The organism is Vibrio sp. 05-20-BW147 (genome assembly GCF_013369385.1).
GTDB lineage: Bacteria > Pseudomonadota > Gammaproteobacteria > Enterobacterales > Vibrionaceae > Vibrio > Vibrio floridensis.
On record NZ_SZTO01000004.1, the window covers coordinates 75431 to 92388 of the forward strand.

The window sequence follows — 16958 nt, forward strand, 5'->3', positions numbered from 1 at the left end:
CACTTCCCTTTGTTTTTCTCATCTATCGCGCTGAAATTACGCGTTTTCTTGCTCAAACTGACGCATGAAATCGACTAACGCCTTCACACCTTCAATTGGCATTGCGTTGTAAATGGAGGCGCGCATGCCACCCACTACTCGGTGACCTTTTAGTGATTTGAGACCCAACGCTTCGGCTTCTTTCAAGAATTTCGCGTCTAGCTCTGGTTTCACCATTTGGAATGGAACATTCATCAAAGAGCGGTTATCTGAATGAACGTTATTGATGTAGAAGTCTGACTGATCGATGTAGTTGTAAAGTATGGCTGCTTTTTCACGATTGACCTGCTCAATCGCTTTCACCCCACCCTGCGCTTTCAACCATTTGAAAACAAGGCCAGATAAGTACCAGGCAAAAGTTGGTGGCGTGTTAAACATCGAGTCTTGTTCTGCCAACACTTTGTAATTGAGAATACTTGGCAATACTTCTTTCGCCAAACCAAGCAAATCGTCACGTACAATGGCAATCGCAATACCAGAAGGACCGATATTTTTTTGCGCACCTGCGTAAATCACACCGTATTTTGAGACATCAATTTCACGCGACAAAATGGTCGAAGACATATCGGCAACGATCGGCTTATCCGTCACTGGAAGATCATTGATCTCAATGCCATCAATGGTTTCATTGGGACAAAAATGCACGTAAGCCGCATCAGGATGAATTTGCCATTCTGAGGCAGGTAGTACCGCTTGCTTACCGTCTTTTTCTGCTTTGGCAACAAAGACATCCGGCTGACAGTATTTTTTCGCTTCTTCGACAGCACTTTCTGCCCAATAGCCCGCATCAATGTAGGTCGCCGTCGTCGCGTCACCTAGCAGATTCAGCGGCACGGCCGCAAATTGAGCGCGCGCACCACCTTGGCAGAAAAGAACTTTGTAATTATCAGGGATATTCAGTAGATCGCGGAGATCTTGCTCAGATTGCTCTGCGACTGCAATAAACTCTTTGCTACGGTGGCTGATTTCCATAACGGAAGTGCCTAGCCCTTGCCAGTTCAACAATTCTTGTTGCGCCTGCTGCATAACAGGCTTCGGTAGTGCTGCTGGTCCGGCACTAAAGTTAAATACGTTGTCCGTATTTTGTTCCATGACGCTCTTTGCTCCTGCTCGATATTTAGAAAAACTCTGCAAGTAATATCACGTTTTTCACCGCTTAAAAACAAGAAAAGAGGTCTTATGACCTCTTTTTTATTCAAACCGCCTAAATGAGTAATTATTACATTAAGGCCGGCATTAACAATGCAAGTAACGGGAACTGTTGACCATTGTCAAACATCAGCTTTCCTTCGCCAATTTTCGCTTTTAGCGCGTAGCCACCCTCAACTTGCTGTAAAAGTTCCATCACCAGTAACTCATCCACCCCTTCTTGAATAAACGGATATTCAGTGATCAGTTCATCGCTGAAGAAGGTTCTCAGATCACCCGTCATTGAGGTCATGATTTTCATTGGATCTTGAGTCACTTGAGCCGTTCCCTGCGGCATCGATAAGTTCCACGTATTTTCAAACACACCTTCACCCAGCTTCAATGATAAATCGGTGACAGCGACATCAAACCCTTTCTCAAACAGCGTGTCGACATAGGGCATCAACCCATCGACATCCTCTTGTGTCAGTGTGTTCGCGCTTTGGTAAACATCCATGAGCTTGTCGAAAGATTGCATATCTAAATTGGTCAATGAAAAATCCAAGTTGAGATCTTCGATCTCACTGCCATCCGACATCAATAACTTGGTCGCTTTAAATTTAAGGGTACTTGCTAAACGTTCCCCTTTCGCATCAGGTGTGGTTTCACCCACATATTGGGCATCGTATACGCCAAACAAAGGTTGCGCTGAAGCATCTTCAACTTGGAACTCACCTAGGCGAATATCTTGCTGTCCAAGCCAATAGCCTTTTTTGTGTTTGCCTTTGCCATTGCCACTCAAGTTCGCGATATGCAACGACTCACCACTGGCAAAATCAAACTGAATCGAAGGAATATCAAGCACAAAGTCAATGTCACCGAGCACAGTCGCATTGCCTGAAAGCTTCATCGGTGCGGTAGAAACCGCAACACCCTCACTGTCACTAACAAAATGCCAGCTATCCATCATCGCAACGAAATCCGTGTTGCCATTGAGCTGCGTTGTCGCATCAATACGAAGTGGTAACGCCTGCTCTCCCAGCAAATCTGACTGAGAACGAATGGATGTAAGCCCATGCGTGAGCAACGACTGCATCTCATACACCAGAGGTAAACCATCTGCAGTGAGCTGTTCAATCAACATTGGGTCCGTCACAGTGTAACGAGTTAATACTGATGACTGGAGGTAACCACGATCATATTTGACGATTTCTGCTTTGAGCTGAGCACCGTTAACGTTCTCAACGGCATCTTCAATTACATTTTGGCCAATCTGGCCGACAGCCAGCGGCCAGCACAGTGCAAGGGAGATGGCACCACCAACGGCACCAATTTTCTTTAAGTTGTTCATAGTGTCACTTACTTGTGAAGAGTTGCGTTGAGTCTACCTTATCTATGCTTAGGTTAAAACATTGAGATAAATCAGACTATTGCTAAGAACAACAGAATGACTGACGAAATTCAAGCTCAGCTCTCAATCATTTTCGTCACTTCCTGTTAACTTATCTTAGTCGCTATTTGTTCGTTATGATGAGGCCCTGTGAATCGCTACGCTATTTTGTGTTTAGACAATAATCCAATCAGCATCGAGCAGTTTCGCCAAGAGCTCTCGACGTTTGCTCATAAATTTGATGTATTTACCGCAGATTCTCTTGAAGAGGCGCACAACGCTATTGAATATTTGGAGCAAGCAAACCAGACCATGGCACTGGTGATCGCCAGTCATCACAGTGAGTTTGACGGGGTGGAGTTTTTAATTGGCCTCGATAGCAACCCAAGAACAGAAGATGCAAGACGCATTCTTATCAGTTGTTCGAGTGACATCGCTGCAATTCTCACCGCAGTAAATGAAGGTCGCCTCGACCACTGCCTTACCAAGCCTCTTCCTGATCAAATCCTGTTTCAAACCGCGCTAAAAGAGTTAACGCAATTTATTCTCAAGTTCGAAAAAGAGGATCTCCTCAGTTACAGCTCAGTGCTCGATCAAAATCGATTGTTGAGAGCACACATAGAAAATCAGATGCGTCATTACCAAGCGGGTTTTATTCACGATTATCACACGCTCTCTGACGCAGAATTAACGGAACGGTTCACCAACGCACTGCAAAGCTTTTTCAAAGAGAAAGACGAAACTCGCGCCTGTCGAACCTACTCGCCAGACCACTTATTGACGGTCGAAGGCGAAGCGAACAAATTTCTTTGGTTTATCACCTCAGGCGAAGTAGCGTTGTATAAACGTGATGAACTGGGGATGCAAAGAGAAGTCGTACGACACAAAAAAGGCAACTTGGTCGGTGGCATGTCATTCGTCACCGGCGAGAAATCGTTCTCAACCGCCCTCACTCTCACCAAGACGGAAGTGATCAAATTAGATCGCAACGTTTTTGCCCAAGTGATGCAATCCGATTCCAACCTTTTGCCTCTGTTTACCAACCTGTTGCTACGACACTTTAACCGGCGTTTGCAACGCAGTATCAATACCAAACTGCAGTTGCAAAAAACCCTCGAGTCCTTGGAATCGGCACATCAGCAACTGATTGAAAAAGAGAAAATGGCCATGCTTGGGCAGTTAGTTGCAGGGGTCGCGCATGAGCTAAATAACCCCATTGCCGCCATATTAAGGGGAATAGAGAACCTCAACAGTCATTTAGAGCAGGTGCTGGCACTCAATAAGCAGGATGCTCTGACCATGAAAGGCGTAGCTTTGCTTGAAAACGCCAAACTGAGCAAACCCATGTCGACCTCGGCACAAAGGGAAAAAGTCACCGCACTCATGTCGTTGATTGATAACCGCACGATAGCGAAAAAACTCGTCACGTTAGGACTCGATTCCGATACCGAACTACTTAGCCGGGTCAAACGCCAACCAGCACAAGGAGCTCAAGAATTGGAAACCCTCGAGCACTACCATTTCATCGGAAATGCTTTGCGTTCGATTGATGTTTGCTCAGGTCGTATCGCCGATATGGTGAAAAGCCTGAAAGGCTATGCGCGTGCGGATGATGAAAAAACACATATCGCAGACATCCACGAAGGTATCGAAGATACCCTGGTCATTTTTGAGAACAAACTCAAGCGCCATCAAGTCACTACCGAATATTGCGACATTCCGCCCATCTATTGTCAGCCCATCGCACTGCAGCAAGTGTGGACCAACATGATTTCCAATGCATTAGATGCGATGCCAGAACACGGGCAATTAGAGATCAAAACCCAAGTACAAGATTCAAAACACAAGTCGTACGTTACGGTTTCGTTCAAGGATAATGGGTGCGGCATTCCACTCGAACAGCAGTCCACCATATTTGAACTGAACTACACCACCAAAAAAGAAGGTAATTTCGGCCTTGGCATTGGTCTGTCTATTTGCCATCAAATCATTCATAGCCATGGAGGCTGGATAGAGGTGGATTCTATCCCCGAGCAGTACACCTGCATGACCATCTGGCTTCCCCTGCTATCAGAAGGAACATCCCATGAATAAGTATCTGATTTTATGTGTCGATGATGAGAGAGAAGTGCTCGATAGCGTGCTTCAAGATCTTGCACCATTTGAAGAGCATTTCCTACTAGAAGGCGCTGAATCGGTCGCTGAAGCCCGCAGCGTCATCGAACAATGTGATGACGAAGGTGTACCGCTGGCGTTGATTCTGTGCGACCACATTATGCCCGAACAAACTGGTATTAGCTTCCTCATTGAGCTCAGTAGTCACGAGCATACACGGCGAGCAAGAAAAGTGCTGTTAACTGGGCAAGCCGGACTCGAAGACACCGTCGAAGCGGTGAATCATGCCAGCTTAGATTTTTACATCGCGAAACCTTGGCATGGTGAAGATCTGCGTCAGGCAATTAAGAACCAACTGACTTCTTACGTGATTGAACATGACGACAATTTATTGTCATGGACTTCCATCTTGGATCCAGAGCGGATACTCAACGCGATGGCAGAAAAGCGCAGTTCATTTGGTGAATAACCAGCGCTTTAACAATGTGTTATTCGCTGAATAGCAACAGGTAGGGTGGCATTGATTTTGCTTAATTATTGGCTAGACGACAAAAGAATGGCATTTTTTATTGGTGACTTGTCTGCAAGTTGATTAAGATGTCGCAATTGAATTATGCGTTGAGCAGCCTAGGCTCAACCGGGAAGTAACAAAATAAAGAAGGTTTACCATCATTATGCGTAAGACAATTCTAGCTGCAGCTCTGCTGATTGCATCTGGCCACGCCATGGCGAAGGAAGATCCAAACCGCCCTGCTACCATGAGCAACTTTAGTTACGACTATGTCGAAGCCCGTATCGGCGCTAGCCCAATGACATTTGGTGCTGCTTACAGCAAATCCGTCCATCCAAATGCACACATCATCGCGCGCATCGATTCAGAGTTTGAAAGTGATTTCGACGCAGCGGCAGGTTTTGGCTTTCACTCTCCAATCAACAACTGGGCTGATTTGACTGGTGCAATGCTCATGCGCATTGTTGAACCTGCGAACGCAAGCAGTTCAGACATCGGTATGGAACTGAACTTAGGTATTCGCCAATGGCTTGGTCCTCAACTTGAAGTGGGTGGTAAAGTTGGTTACGTCTCTATTGATAACGACGATGACTGGATTGGTTCTGCGTACGCTCGTTTCCATTCGACGGAACTCTTTTCAATCGGTGTAGAAGCGCGCATTAACGATTTTTACGATGACCAATTGATGTTTACCACTCGCTTTAAGTTCTAATCGTCACCCGTACACCGATGATAAACCGAGGCGCTTAGACACCTCGGTTTTTTTTCTTCTGACTCTGTCTTGCCGTCCCGTTTTCGCTATCCGCTACGCCATTACTCTATCAACGAACTGCTGATCACTTGATCGGCGATCTGCTCAAACACGCGCTCGACACTGAACAAACTCGCCACATGGTAAAACTCCGGTCCAGAGGCGCACGACTGCATCAAACTCTGGCTGGCCGCGCCACCAAAATTGATGGTGATGACTTTCACATCGCGACCCGGTCGTTTTAGTTGAGTACAAATCAGCTTCATTTTTTTATCGCGAAAGGCAGGGTCAATTAAATGGTTGCCATCTGAAAATATCACCAAGTACTTACTGCTGTTTTCATCATCATAGTGCCGTGGCAACTGAGGACGAGAAGCATCCCAAATGCCCTGCCAATATGGCGACAAAAGACGCAACGCCCAAACCATTCCCTCGGCGTTGTTGGTATTCATGCCTGGGACTAAGCGTTGAACGGTGCTTTCAAAATGTCGGCGCTCAGTAATAAACGGTACGATCGGGTTAACATGGCATTCGATGTCATCAAAAATTGCCTTATCTTCATGAAACGGTCGATAGTTTTCACGTGTGTTCGTCGACGGATAGACCGCCGGATCGAGCGGCGTACCATCATCGAAGAACAATACCGCAGGTTTGTGAATCGGGCGAATTATCCGTTTGGAGTTGTTGCTGGCGAACTGCGGTTGTTTCTCCAAGTTTCGGAAATAGCGCAAACCGAGTGTACCCGGATTGTTTCCTTCGTAATCCAGATCGCGACACATGGCATTGCGTTTTCTCCCTGGTACGGCTGGTGCACGAGCGCTGCCTTTATCAAACATGTCACTCCAACCATTTTCTCGCTTCACTTGTGCATGATTGTAGCGGCGAAAAGTGCCGAGATAGATCTCCTCCATCGGGCCCGTATTCACATTCCCCGAGGCAGGCACAATGCTCACTACGTAGTTTTGATTGCGATTACCTCGCGAATACAGCTTGTCGGCAAAAGCCAATAACGCTTCTTTGGTTTTGGCCATCGGTTCGCCAGACATCGAATTTGAAACATCCAGCATGAAGACAATTTCCGCCTTGTTGCTGCTCACACCCGCTTTGGCTTGAGCATTAATAGGCACTGTTTCCGTGGCAGCAATATTGAGTGAGTTGGGCACAAAATCGAGCTCAACCTGCAAGTTTTCTTCTTGTTCATCGCGCTGATGTATAACACGCACACCTTGTGCAAAAGGCCTCGCCGCACCCGAACTGAGGTTGGCATTCAACAGTTCAACGGCCGTTGTTTCTGGCACCTCACTGATGATGGCGGAAGCAAGCGCAGCGTCGGTGGCATTGCCCACTTGGTTGTGAACGCTGTAAATACGCATCACATCCGTCACCCAAGCCGCAAACACCAACATGCTCACCAACATCACCAGCATAAAGACGGAAATTCCACCTGCTTGCTTGTGCATCTTATCTCCTTTTAAACATCGCGTGACTAACTAGGGCTTGCTGCTCAGAAAAAAGTACCCACCAATGGGATAACAGCTGTTTTGGTGCTGGTTGATAACAAACACTGACAATCCAAAGATCCACCTCGCTTACCCTAATGTCAGGTTGAGGCGGCTGGCACGCCCCTTCGGCCGCTGCAAACCTGTTCTGCTCCGAAAGAAACTGAACATTCACCCCCAGTACAGAACCTGGCTTTGCCATCAATTGCTCTGCTTTTTGTAAGTAGGCAGGCATTGATTCGCGCAATTGATTTCCGTCTTGGACATCTTGCATCGAAACCGCTCGAACTAAGGTATGGCTGAGCTCTTGAACCTTATCGTTACTGCGGATCAGCGTGGTGAGGTCCATAAAAGCCAGTGCCATAAGTAGAAGAAGCGGGATAAACATCAACGCTTCCATCGACACACTTCCCGATTGCGTTCGGCGGCGATCACATTTACTCGTTTTCAAACGCTTTCTCCGGTATTAAGGCAATCTGATTGCGGTAACGGTATACCATCTCTTTATTGGTCAACAAGGGGATGGCCAAAGGAGGCAGTTCGAGAGAAACGGTGATCATGATAACGCCTTGCTGTAACTGCCCCTGTTGCGCCGTTTCTCTCTCGATAACACCCAGCCATTGCGCTATTGAATCGAAAACTTGGGGTTCAATATTGGCGTTGCGAGCCAACGCCGGGCTGTGTAACTGAAGCTGTTGTGAAAAATGTTCAACTAACGCATTCGGGGTCGCCACCTGTTTCAATTGGGTGGCGCGTCTTGCTTGCTGAATCGCATGATCGAACGCCGAGAAATGCCACTGTACCCTTCCAATTTCAAAAAACAGCACCACTAAGGCAAGCAAGACCGGCATGATCAGCGCCGCTTCTACACTGACGCTGCCTATTTGACCTTTGTGACCTTTCATTGCAATCGGCCCAACTGCTGCTTAAGCAGCGCTATGTCTTGCTCAGCTTGTTGCGACGACATACTGCGTGTAAGCAACTCAAACGCTTGTTGTTCTTGCTCTTGTGCCAACAACACCAAAGCATAATGCTGCGTGACGAAATCTGGGACGCGATTTCCCTTCATCAAGGGCTGCAACTGCGATTGTGCAAGTTTGAATTTCCCTTGAAGCAGGTAGTGAAATGAGAGGTTCACACGAAAGCTTTTGCTGTCAGGCTCTAGCTCGATCGCGCGTAGAAAATGCCTCTCCGCCAGCTCGGTCAGCTGTTGCTCGTCTTTCGTTATGGCCAATAAGTTGTGCAGGCCTGCATGTCGCTCATCAAAGCCTAAGCCTTGCTGCAAATAGTCACTGGCTTGTAAAAGCTCGCCTTGGTTGAGATAGTGGCGCCCTAGTATGAATGCAGCTTCGGCGGCATTGTCTGATTTTTCTAACAGCAACTTCTGCAACTGAGCTTGCGCTGCATGCGGCCTGTCTTCTAACAGGTCAATGCGAGCAAGCATCAAACGCGCGTGGGCTTCCTCGGGGTAGATCTCTAGCACTTGTTGGTATTTATTTTTGGCCGAATCATAACGAGCGTATTCAAAAGCGGTATCCGCCAGACTATTGAGCGATTCTGCACTCGGTTGTGAAGACGGCGCAGCACACCCCACAAGCAAAAAGGCACAAGTCGATAAAAGGAGTTTGTAGACAAATTTCATGGGTGGTTCCTAAATGGGCAGCGAAAACCACTGCCCTAACTGAAGGCTATGCCAAACTGGTTAAAAGCTGGGAGAGAATCGGTGAAATCACCATCACCAACATCGGTAACATGATCATGGTCATCTGAATTAAAGTGATTTTTCCGGGCAATTTGCCGGCTTTTTCCTCAATATCCAGCGCGCGTTGCCGACGTGCATCTTCACTAATTTGCCTAAGCGTGTCAGCCAAAGGTGAACCATACTTTTCTGCCATTGTTAACGTGGTCGCTAAGGTATGCAGCTCAGGAATGCCCGTTCGCCAACTCAAGTTGTTCAGCGCTTGAGTGCGGTCATTAAGCAGATCAAGCTCGGCAGACGTGACGCGAAATTGTTCAGACATTGCGCCATGCTGGCTTTGCAAATATCGCGCAACACGCTCAAATGCCCGATTCAAAGACAAGCCAGACTCCACGCACAACACCAGCAGATCAATCGCATCGGGCGCAGACTGCTTGAGCTTTCTCCGATAGCGATCCGCATTCAGATTCAACCACCATTCAGGGCCATTCGCACCCAATACATAACCGACCAACACTAGGGTCAGTGACCACATGCTGATGATCGCTTCGCCGTTGAATGCTTGGCGTCCCAACAACATCAGCGCAACGATCACACCAGTGCCAAACTTCGCCAATAGAAGCCAGGTCAATGCTTGTGGCTTATGAAAACCCGCGTTGGCCAGCAAACGACTTAAACGCGCTTTTTCATTTTGTGTCACCCAATTGTGCATCAACGCATTGCCCTGCTGAGCAACCAGCTCTTTCCGTTTTACGTAACGTTTTAACCCTGCCTCACGACGCTTACCCTGATGGGTGTTTCTCAACGCGACAATAACCATTGCCAATAGCATCAGCGCACTAAACATCACGATGATTTGTACAAGTTCCATCTTTTACCCCTTGAACTTGGTCAGTTGGCGAATCAGCAACAAGCCACTGGTGACACTGAGCACCACGTAGAGCAGTATCCATTGGCCGGTACCGTCACGCAGCAGGTAATCAAAATGCTCTTTGGCAGAACCATATAGCACGCCAATCAAGACGGGTGGTAAGATCGCCAGCACCTTAGCCGAAGTCCGAGATTCCGATGTGATGGTTCGCACGCGGCTTTCCATCAAACTGCGCTCACGCAGTGTTTGGCCAAGCTGTTTGAGCATATGAGACAACTTGCCTCCGGTTTCACTTTGTAGGCTCAGTAAAGTCGTTAGGAAGCGAAACTCTTGGCTGGGCATTTGCAACGCAGCGAAGTGCATCACTCTTTCGACGCTGTGACCCAGTTTAAGGCGATCATGCATCGCCAGAAACAGACGTTTGGCACTGCCTTGATACTGCTCTGCAAGGGCGAAAAAGATGTCATGCAAAGGCGCCCCCACTTTGACCGCCCGCTCCATGCTGTCGATGATATCGGGCATTTGCGCGTTGAACTCGCTGATGGCAAGCTGCTCAAAATGGCGAAATGCCAACACCGTCATCAACACCGCCATGACACTGACTAAAAGTAAGGCTGTCGACGCTGCCATGCCTTGCGAGAGCAAGGTAACAAATAACCCGGAGCTCGCCATTACTAAGTACAGACGGTACTTTTGTAATCGCGAAGCGCCGATCAAGGTTTCGATACGGCTGTAAAACGCGAGCCATTGGGGGCGTTTCTTCTCCGTCACCGCCAACGATTTAAGGTAGCGTTTACGCTGTTTCTCACGCTTCGCTTCAACGCGACGTGAGTGCATGAACAATATGCCCATCGTTAGCCAAATCAACAAAAACAATAGCCAAAGCATGGTGTTCTCTTAGCTCCCTACCGTGGGAAATAAGCTCGTCCAAGCTTTATCCAACGCAAAGTGACGCGCGCGTTCAATTACATCGTGCGGTAAAACACCTTGGTGGTAATCACCACGCCCTTCTTCATCAAGGCGATATTCAAATAGTGGGTGTATGACGATCTGTCCGTCTTCCAACCCACCAACGGCGGAAATCGCGGTAACACGGCGCTTGCCATCGTGAGAGCGTTCTAGCTGTACCACCAAATCCAGCGCTGAACTGATTTGTTGGCGTAAAACCGCTGATGGGATCTGTTCTGCACCCATCATCAACATATTCTCAAGACGCAGCATCGCATCGGTTGGTGAGTTGGCGTGCAAGGTACATAAGGAACCGTCATGGCCGGTGTTCATCGCTTGCAGCATGTCAAAAGCTTCAGCGCCACGAACTTCGCCCAAAATGATGCGATCGGGCCTCATGCGTAGGGCGTTTTTGACCAAATCGCGCACCGTTACCGCCCCAGTTCCTTCAGAGCTGGCGGTTCGCGTTTCGAGCTGGATCCAGTGAGGTTGAGTGAGTGACAGTTCAGCCGCATCTTCGATGGTAATGATGCGTTCATCGTCGCTGATGGGTGTACTCATGGCGTTCAACAAGGTGGTTTTACCCGCCCCCGTTCCGCCAGACACCAAGATGTTAAAACGACAACGTGCCGCCAACGCAAGGCACTCCGCCATCTCCGCGCTCATGCTGCCAAAAGCAACCAAACCGGGGAGATCGTACTGACGTTCTGGGAACTTACGAATTGAAATACACACACCATTTAACGCCAATGGCGGCGCGATGATATTAACGCGGCTACCATCTTCCAAACGCGCATCCACCAGGGGTGTCGACTCATCTAAGCGACGGCCAACCGCATTCACGATTCGCTGCGCCACATTGAGCAGGTGTTTTTTGTCGCGAAAACGGATGTCTGTTTTCAACAATTTGCCTTGTCGCTCAATGTAGATTTGCTCCGGCCCATTGACGAGAATGTCGCTCACTGACGGATCCTCGACCAAACATTGAATCGGACCCACACCCAGCATGTCATCACACAACTGTTCCACCAACACCGCCAACTCGCTTTGGTTGTATGGCAGCAACTGTTGGGCTGACATTTGTCCGACGGCTTTCTTAATTTCTTGTTGCAGTTGAGAGCGGCTCAGTTTAACGGCTTCTGAAGGCTCAATCAGTTTTTCAAAAGCCGCTTGCGCGGCTTCTGGCATCTCGAGAGGGTTACCTCGGGAGGCTTGTATCAGTTGAGTTTTGTGGCCAAACATTAGGCGATCCCCGCTAGGCGCGTTTTTAGTTTGCTAATCGCTTTGGCTAACTTGCCACCGCGTTTTACCAAAGGTTCGCCGTTGTGTTCCGCGGCTTGTACCGCTTTGCTATCGAATGGCAGTTCACTAAATTGTGTGATTGACCACGCCTCAAACAACTGTTTCTCACTCCATGGTTTGTGCGATTTCGATCGGCTCTGATTACCAACGAGGTGAACATGGTGCAAATACCCATTCAGCTTTGACAAAATGCCATCGGCTCGACGACCCGCTTGCAGCGAGAAATCGTGCACCAATAAGAAGTTGTCCGCCGACATCATCAGATCCTCAACGCTGTCAATCAGATAATGAGGCACATCCAAAATCACATAAGCAAATTGCTGCTTTAACTTATTGACGACATTGATTCGCTGTTGCACAGATAACTCCTCCTGCTGCTCTGTATAAAACAGGCTCAACTGGTGGCCCACGTTTTGACCGAATTGCTGAATCAGTACCGAGTCAACCCGTTCCACTTCCTTCACCAAGCGATGAAGTGACGGTTGATATTCCACGCCCAGCAAAATCGGATGCTGAGTAAAGTTGAGGTTAAAGTCGACTAAAGCGACCGAACGATGCTTAGCCAGATCAGCCGCTAAGTTAGCCGCGACGGTCGACGTCCCCACACCACCGCTGGTACCACTCACCAAATAGACTTGGCCTTGTTGGAAACCCTTGTGCGAATGCAGCCCTAATAGGTGTAACAAGCTCTTGTGCAGCGCCGTCGGATCCAATGGCAATGCAAGATAATCAGCGATGCCCATCTGCATCAGTTGGCGATATTCCGACAAGGAAATTTCCTCACCGAAGAGAATCACTTGGCAACCCGGAGGCGTTACTTTGGCCAGTTCAACCAAGCGTTCCAACTCATTACGTTGCACTTGCAAAAACAGAATGTCGCCACATTGACGCTGCGCTAAATGGTTAACCGCTGCGCTCAAGCTTTGCGTGTGGATTTGGCAATCAAGTTGTGCGATGCGATCCACCACCGACTCAATCACGCTCAGTTGTTCGCCTTTCTGGGCAAACACCATCATCGATTGACGCTTAATTTCCACTTTCACCTCCTGAACCGTCGGTGATCTTCGCTGGGTCCTCGGCAATTCTCACGTTACCTTGGCGTAGACGCTCAACGGCCCCCACTTCTAAGCTGCTTTCGGTAATCAGTAACTGCGCTCCTTGGCGATAATGCTGTTGATTGGCCATGGCCATTTGTAGACGGCGTTTGTGACGACATTGTGCCTCGCTCAACGCTAGGTCAGGCTCAAAACGGCAAGTGTCTGGGATAAGTGCCACATCAATCTTCACCCCAACCTCAGTTTGCTCCACTTGCTGCCAACGCATGTCCACAGGCAATGAAAGTGCATCGCTGAGTTGCTGTTGCCACAGCGCGAGGTTTTTATGAGAAACCTGTTGTGTGCGGATCAACACCGAGACTTCACCTTGCTCAAGCCTATGTTGAGTAGGCAGGAGCAGTTGCTGTATCGCTGGAAAAATTTCGTCTTGTGCGCTCAACGTGAGCTCACGCTGATCGGATAAATTTGGCGTTGAAGAACACCCCGCGTTGAACAGCATCGCGGTTGAAAGCATCCAGAGATGCGGAAGTTTGTTAATCATGTTGTCGTGAAATCCTGTTAGTAGCGATAGCCGTAATCACCAATCAACTTTGGCGTTTTTGCCTCTCCCTCTAACTCACCAAAGAGTAGGCGTTCAAAACGCGTTGGCGAGCGGAAGTTATCCAGTGGTGTCGGTATAGATTCGAGATCACCCGTCGGCTGAACCAGACTCGCGGTGGCAATGATCACCAGTTCACGTTCAATCTGTTTGCTCTTATTGGTTCTAAATAGTGCACCAACACCCGGCAATTCCCCCAAAAATGGAATAGCATCTACCGCGTTTTCTTCTGATGTCCTTAACAACCCAGCCAATGCAAAGCTTTGCCCGTCAGCCAACTCGATCGTGGTGGTGGCCGTTCGCTTATCCAGGCCAGGTACATCAACACCGTTGATCTTGATGGAGTTTTGACGACTTAATGCGCTCACAACTGGTGTCACGGTAAGGGAAATGCGATTTTCCGAGAGCACGGTTGGAGTCACCGAAAGACCGACACCAAAGCTCTTGAACTCGACGCCCACCGAATCGCCATCAATGCTTGGGAAAGGAAATTCTCCCCCCACCAGAAACTCGGCTTTTTCACCCGATTTTGCCGTGAGATTCGGTTCCGCTAACACATTCACTAAGCTCTTTGACGCCAATGCATCGATAATGCCCATAAACGCTGATTCTTTGATCAGGTTATCCGGATCGGTCAAATCCAGCCCTGCGGCAAATTCGTTACCAGGTGAAACGCCCAACATCCAGTTCGGATTGACCGATTGCCAGCGGATGCCCAGCTCTTCACTGGTGCTTTTGGCCATTTCCACCATGCGGATTGAAATGTTTACTTGAGGCGCGGCGGTGATTTTCAGCTGATTGATCACCAAAGGCAGCACCGACTGACCGCCCGGCCCTTCAGGCTGGTTAGCGGATTTACGGCTCACTTCCGCCGTAATTTCTTTCAGACGGTCTTTGTCTGCGACTTGGCCTAGCGCAAAATTGTTCACCAGACTCAAAATATCCGCCGCCATTTCTGGACTTGCTACCGTGCCAGCAACGGCAATCGAATCGCCCACCGATTGAAGGCTAATGTGGTATGCAGGGTATAAAAGTTCTAGGTGACGCTCTAATTGACTCAAACCGCTGTTTTTCACATTCAGCCTGTAGTGCGCAATGGCATCCCCTTCTTTACCAACGATGACCAAGTCGGTTTTCCCTACTTGCGCACCAAACACCAACGCACTGCGTGCAGAGGGCGTTTTGACATCGGCAATGGTCGAATCCACGATGTAAACGCTACGCATCTCTTTCGATAGCGGAATCAGGCGACTTTGGCCCACTTCTAAGGTGATCTCTTTGGCGGCCTGCGCAAAAGGCACGACCAACGTGAAAGCGACAATTAGCCACCATTGTTTAGCCACATGCATCATGATTACTGCCCTTCCTTCACGTTGCCGCGGATCACCGTCACCGACTGGGTTGGTTGTTGTTCAAGGTCATACGCACCCGAAATATCCTTGGCCCATTTGAGCGGTTTATTGGCCACTTCGGTTTGATCGTGGTTACCTCTCAACACCAGAGATAGCTCCCCCAATTTACTCGCCAATACCAACTTTTCTGCATCTTGAAGCGACACTTCAAAAGTCACAGAGGTTGGATCATAACTTTTGCTGGCTTTTTCAGGTTTCTGATGTGTCGAGTACTGGTTACCAATCGCCAATAGGTGAATATTCTGTAGTACCGTTTCGACCGCCATGTTGTTATAGATTGGCGTGCCATTGGCGTCTTGATCGATTTCTGACTGACTTGTCAGCAACACATCCACTTTGTTTCCAGGACGCAGTAAACCGAGCCCAGCCGCCATGGGATCGAGCTCAATCGAAATCGCTCTCATGCCTGGTTTCACCAATGCAGAAAGAAAATCCGATTGTTCAGGGCGCAGCAGCATATCGGGGGATAACACCGTATTGGCTGGGATAAACTGCACCGCTACACTGCCTGCAATCTGTTCGAGTTCAAATACGGGCTGAAGAAACACATCACCCAAGGTTTCCCGCTCTTGCAGCGAGACTTCTTTCCACTCTAAGCTCTCTCGCTCGATAAATGATCCCATTGCCAACGCCCGGTTGGCGACCAACACTTTCGCTTTTCGCTCAACGGGCGACAGGGTGTTTGACGATTGCTGGGTCTGAGCGGTATCTAGCCAAACAAACCCTGCGAGAAATAACGCAATAGACAAAGCTGCAAAAACAGCCATGTACCAACGACTCATGATGAAAAATCCAATTTATAAAAGAAAGTAAACGGTTGAAGCAGCAATCGAAACACCCAATGGAATCGTCCGTTGGTGAATGTTAGAAATGGAGAAATAGGCACGAGTTAACTGCCAAACCGCCAATATTCCTGCCCCAAACGCACTGAGTAACATCAGTTCAAACCAGTTAGGAAAAACAATCCAAGTGCAGACTGCCGCGAGCTTTACGTCCCCTGCGCCGAGCCAACCGTATTGCCAAAGCACCATCCCCGCAACGCAGACAATGAGTGCATACAAAGTGGCATCGAGCCAAAAAGGTGAACCCTCTATACCGCGATAAGCGATCGCCACTAAGAACAAGAGAGCAATGTTAACGTTGTATATCTTTCGCTTTAATGCATCACTAAGCACTACCATCATCAGCAATACCAGCAAAGCAGCGAAGGCGACAATCTCTGGATTCACGTTTACTCGCCTGCTGGGTTCAGGCTGTTTACGATGCCAATAAATTTCTCTTTCAATGCAGAAATAAACACCCCATCAGAACCAAAAATTGCTAGCACGCCAGCTGCAAGACCAGCAGCAAGGATTCCATACTCAATCGCGGTTGCACCGTTTTCATCGTTAATGAATTGTTTCAGCATCATTACTCCTTTTTGAAACAACATGTAAATGGTTATGATAATTAATATCATTTGCAAATGATAACATTTATATTATTATGCGCAACAAATAAAGCGATGAATATTTTACGAAATAGCATTTTAACAGCGTTTGTAATCGACATTTTGACAAAATTTAGATCATTGATCTGACAAGTAGAGTATTTACTCAGCTAATGACGTGATGTCTACCTCATTTATCAAGCAGATTTTT

Annotated in this window: 18 protein-coding genes; 3 read left to right on the forward strand and 15 right to left on the reverse strand. The window is 48.1% G+C overall.

Features of this window, described 5'->3' with window-relative positions; all coding sequences use genetic code 11:
- Positions 1-36 precede the first annotated feature (36 nt).
- Together serC and FC652_RS04745 are read right to left on the reverse strand one after the other, a co-directional pair.
- Complete coding sequence (serC, locus tag FC652_RS04740) at positions 37-1131, reverse strand: 3-phosphoserine/phosphohydroxythreonine transaminase (protein ID WP_176297664.1); 1095 nt, start codon at positions 1129-1131, stop codon at positions 37-39.
- Positions 1132-1258: 127 nt separating this feature from the next.
- On the reverse strand, positions 1259-2518 hold the full coding sequence (locus tag FC652_RS04745) for a DUF945 family protein (protein WP_176297665.1): 1260 nt from the start codon (positions 2516-2518) through the stop codon (positions 1259-1261).
- A gap of 189 nt (positions 2519-2707) precedes the next feature.
- Here FC652_RS04745 and FC652_RS04750 point away from each other — a divergent pair, with 189 nt between their 5' ends.
- The 3 genes from FC652_RS04750 (at position 2708) to FC652_RS04760 (ending at position 5895) form a co-directional block, all read left to right on the forward strand.
- Positions 2708-4651 (forward strand): ATP-binding protein, encoded by a 1944-nt coding sequence (locus FC652_RS04750; RefSeq protein WP_176297666.1) that lies wholly within the window; start codon positions 2708-2710, stop codon positions 4649-4651.
- Entirely contained in the window at positions 4644-5141 is a 498-nt protein-coding gene (locus FC652_RS04755; protein ID WP_176297667.1) for a response regulator, read from the forward strand. Before FC652_RS04750 ends, FC652_RS04755 begins: the two co-directional genes overlap by 8 nt.
- A 205-nt stretch (positions 5142-5346) precedes the next feature.
- Positions 5347-5895, forward strand: a complete 549-nt coding sequence (locus tag FC652_RS04760; protein WP_176297668.1) for a hypothetical protein — start codon at positions 5347-5349, stop codon at positions 5893-5895.
- Positions 5896-5996: 101 nt separating this feature from the next.
- On the opposite strand, the gene FC652_RS04765 is transcribed toward FC652_RS04760, so the two are convergent.
- Genes FC652_RS04765 through FC652_RS04825 form a run of 13 tightly spaced genes read right to left on the reverse strand, consistent with a single transcriptional unit; the run spans position 5997 to position 16726 of the window.
- Positions 5997-7394 carry a VWA domain-containing protein gene (locus FC652_RS04765; protein WP_176297669.1) on the reverse strand — a complete coding sequence of 466 codons (1398 nt, stop codon included), beginning with the start codon at positions 7392-7394 and terminating at the stop codon, positions 5997-5999.
- A 1-nt stretch (position 7395) separates the two neighbouring features.
- Positions 7396-7884: a hypothetical protein gene (locus FC652_RS04770; protein WP_176297670.1), complete on the reverse strand. Its 489-nt coding sequence runs from the start codon at positions 7882-7884 to the stop codon at positions 7396-7398.
- Positions 7871-8338 carry a TadE family protein gene (locus FC652_RS04775; RefSeq protein ID WP_176297671.1) on the reverse strand — a complete coding sequence of 156 codons (468 nt, stop codon included), beginning with the start codon at positions 8336-8338 and terminating at the stop codon, positions 7871-7873. Before FC652_RS04775 ends, FC652_RS04770 begins: the two co-directional genes overlap by 14 nt.
- Positions 8335-9075 carry a tetratricopeptide repeat protein gene (locus tag FC652_RS04780; RefSeq protein WP_176297672.1) on the reverse strand — a complete coding sequence of 247 codons (741 nt, stop codon included), beginning with the start codon at positions 9073-9075 and terminating at the stop codon, positions 8335-8337. Before FC652_RS04780 ends, FC652_RS04775 begins: the two co-directional genes overlap by 4 nt.
- A gap of 46 nt (positions 9076-9121) precedes the next feature.
- The gene (locus FC652_RS04785; RefSeq protein WP_176297673.1) at positions 9122-10003 is read right to left on the reverse strand and encodes a type II secretion system F family protein; all 882 of its coding nucleotides are present in this window, start codon (positions 10001-10003) and stop codon (positions 9122-9124) included.
- Between the two features lie 3 nt (positions 10004-10006).
- Complete coding sequence (locus FC652_RS04790) at positions 10007-10891, reverse strand: type II secretion system F family protein (protein WP_176297674.1); 885 nt, start codon at positions 10889-10891, stop codon at positions 10007-10009.
- 9 nt (positions 10892-10900) lie between these two features.
- Positions 10901-12193, reverse strand: a complete 1293-nt coding sequence (locus tag FC652_RS04795; protein WP_176297675.1) for a CpaF family protein — start codon at positions 12191-12193, stop codon at positions 10901-10903.
- Complete coding sequence (locus tag FC652_RS04800; RefSeq protein WP_369597875.1) at positions 12193-13290, reverse strand: CpaE family protein; 1098 nt, start codon at positions 13288-13290, stop codon at positions 12193-12195. Before FC652_RS04800 ends, FC652_RS04795 begins: the two co-directional genes overlap by 1 nt.
- The gene (locus FC652_RS04805) at positions 13280-13849 is read right to left on the reverse strand and encodes a hypothetical protein (protein WP_176297676.1); all 570 of its coding nucleotides are present in this window, start codon (positions 13847-13849) and stop codon (positions 13280-13282) included. The genes FC652_RS04800 and FC652_RS04805 overlap by 11 nt, the downstream gene beginning before the upstream one ends.
- Positions 13850-13866: 17 nt before the next feature.
- A complete protein-coding gene (locus FC652_RS04810; protein ID WP_255199127.1) occupies positions 13867-15258 on the reverse strand; it encodes a type II and III secretion system protein family protein in 1392 nt (463 codons plus the stop codon).
- A 2-nt stretch (positions 15259-15260) separates the two neighbouring features.
- Positions 15261-16100 carry a Flp pilus assembly protein CpaB gene (gene cpaB / locus FC652_RS04815; RefSeq protein ID WP_176297677.1) on the reverse strand — a complete coding sequence of 280 codons (840 nt, stop codon included), beginning with the start codon at positions 16098-16100 and terminating at the stop codon, positions 15261-15263.
- A gap of 15 nt (positions 16101-16115) precedes the next feature.
- Positions 16116-16547, reverse strand: coding sequence for an A24 family peptidase (locus FC652_RS04820; RefSeq protein WP_176297678.1), 432 nt, complete (start codon positions 16545-16547; stop codon positions 16116-16118).
- Positions 16548-16549: 2 nt separating this feature from the next.
- On the reverse strand, positions 16550-16726 hold the full coding sequence (locus FC652_RS04825; RefSeq protein WP_176297679.1) for a Flp family type IVb pilin: 177 nt from the start codon (positions 16724-16726) through the stop codon (positions 16550-16552).
- Between the last annotated feature and the right edge of the window lie 232 nt (positions 16727-16958).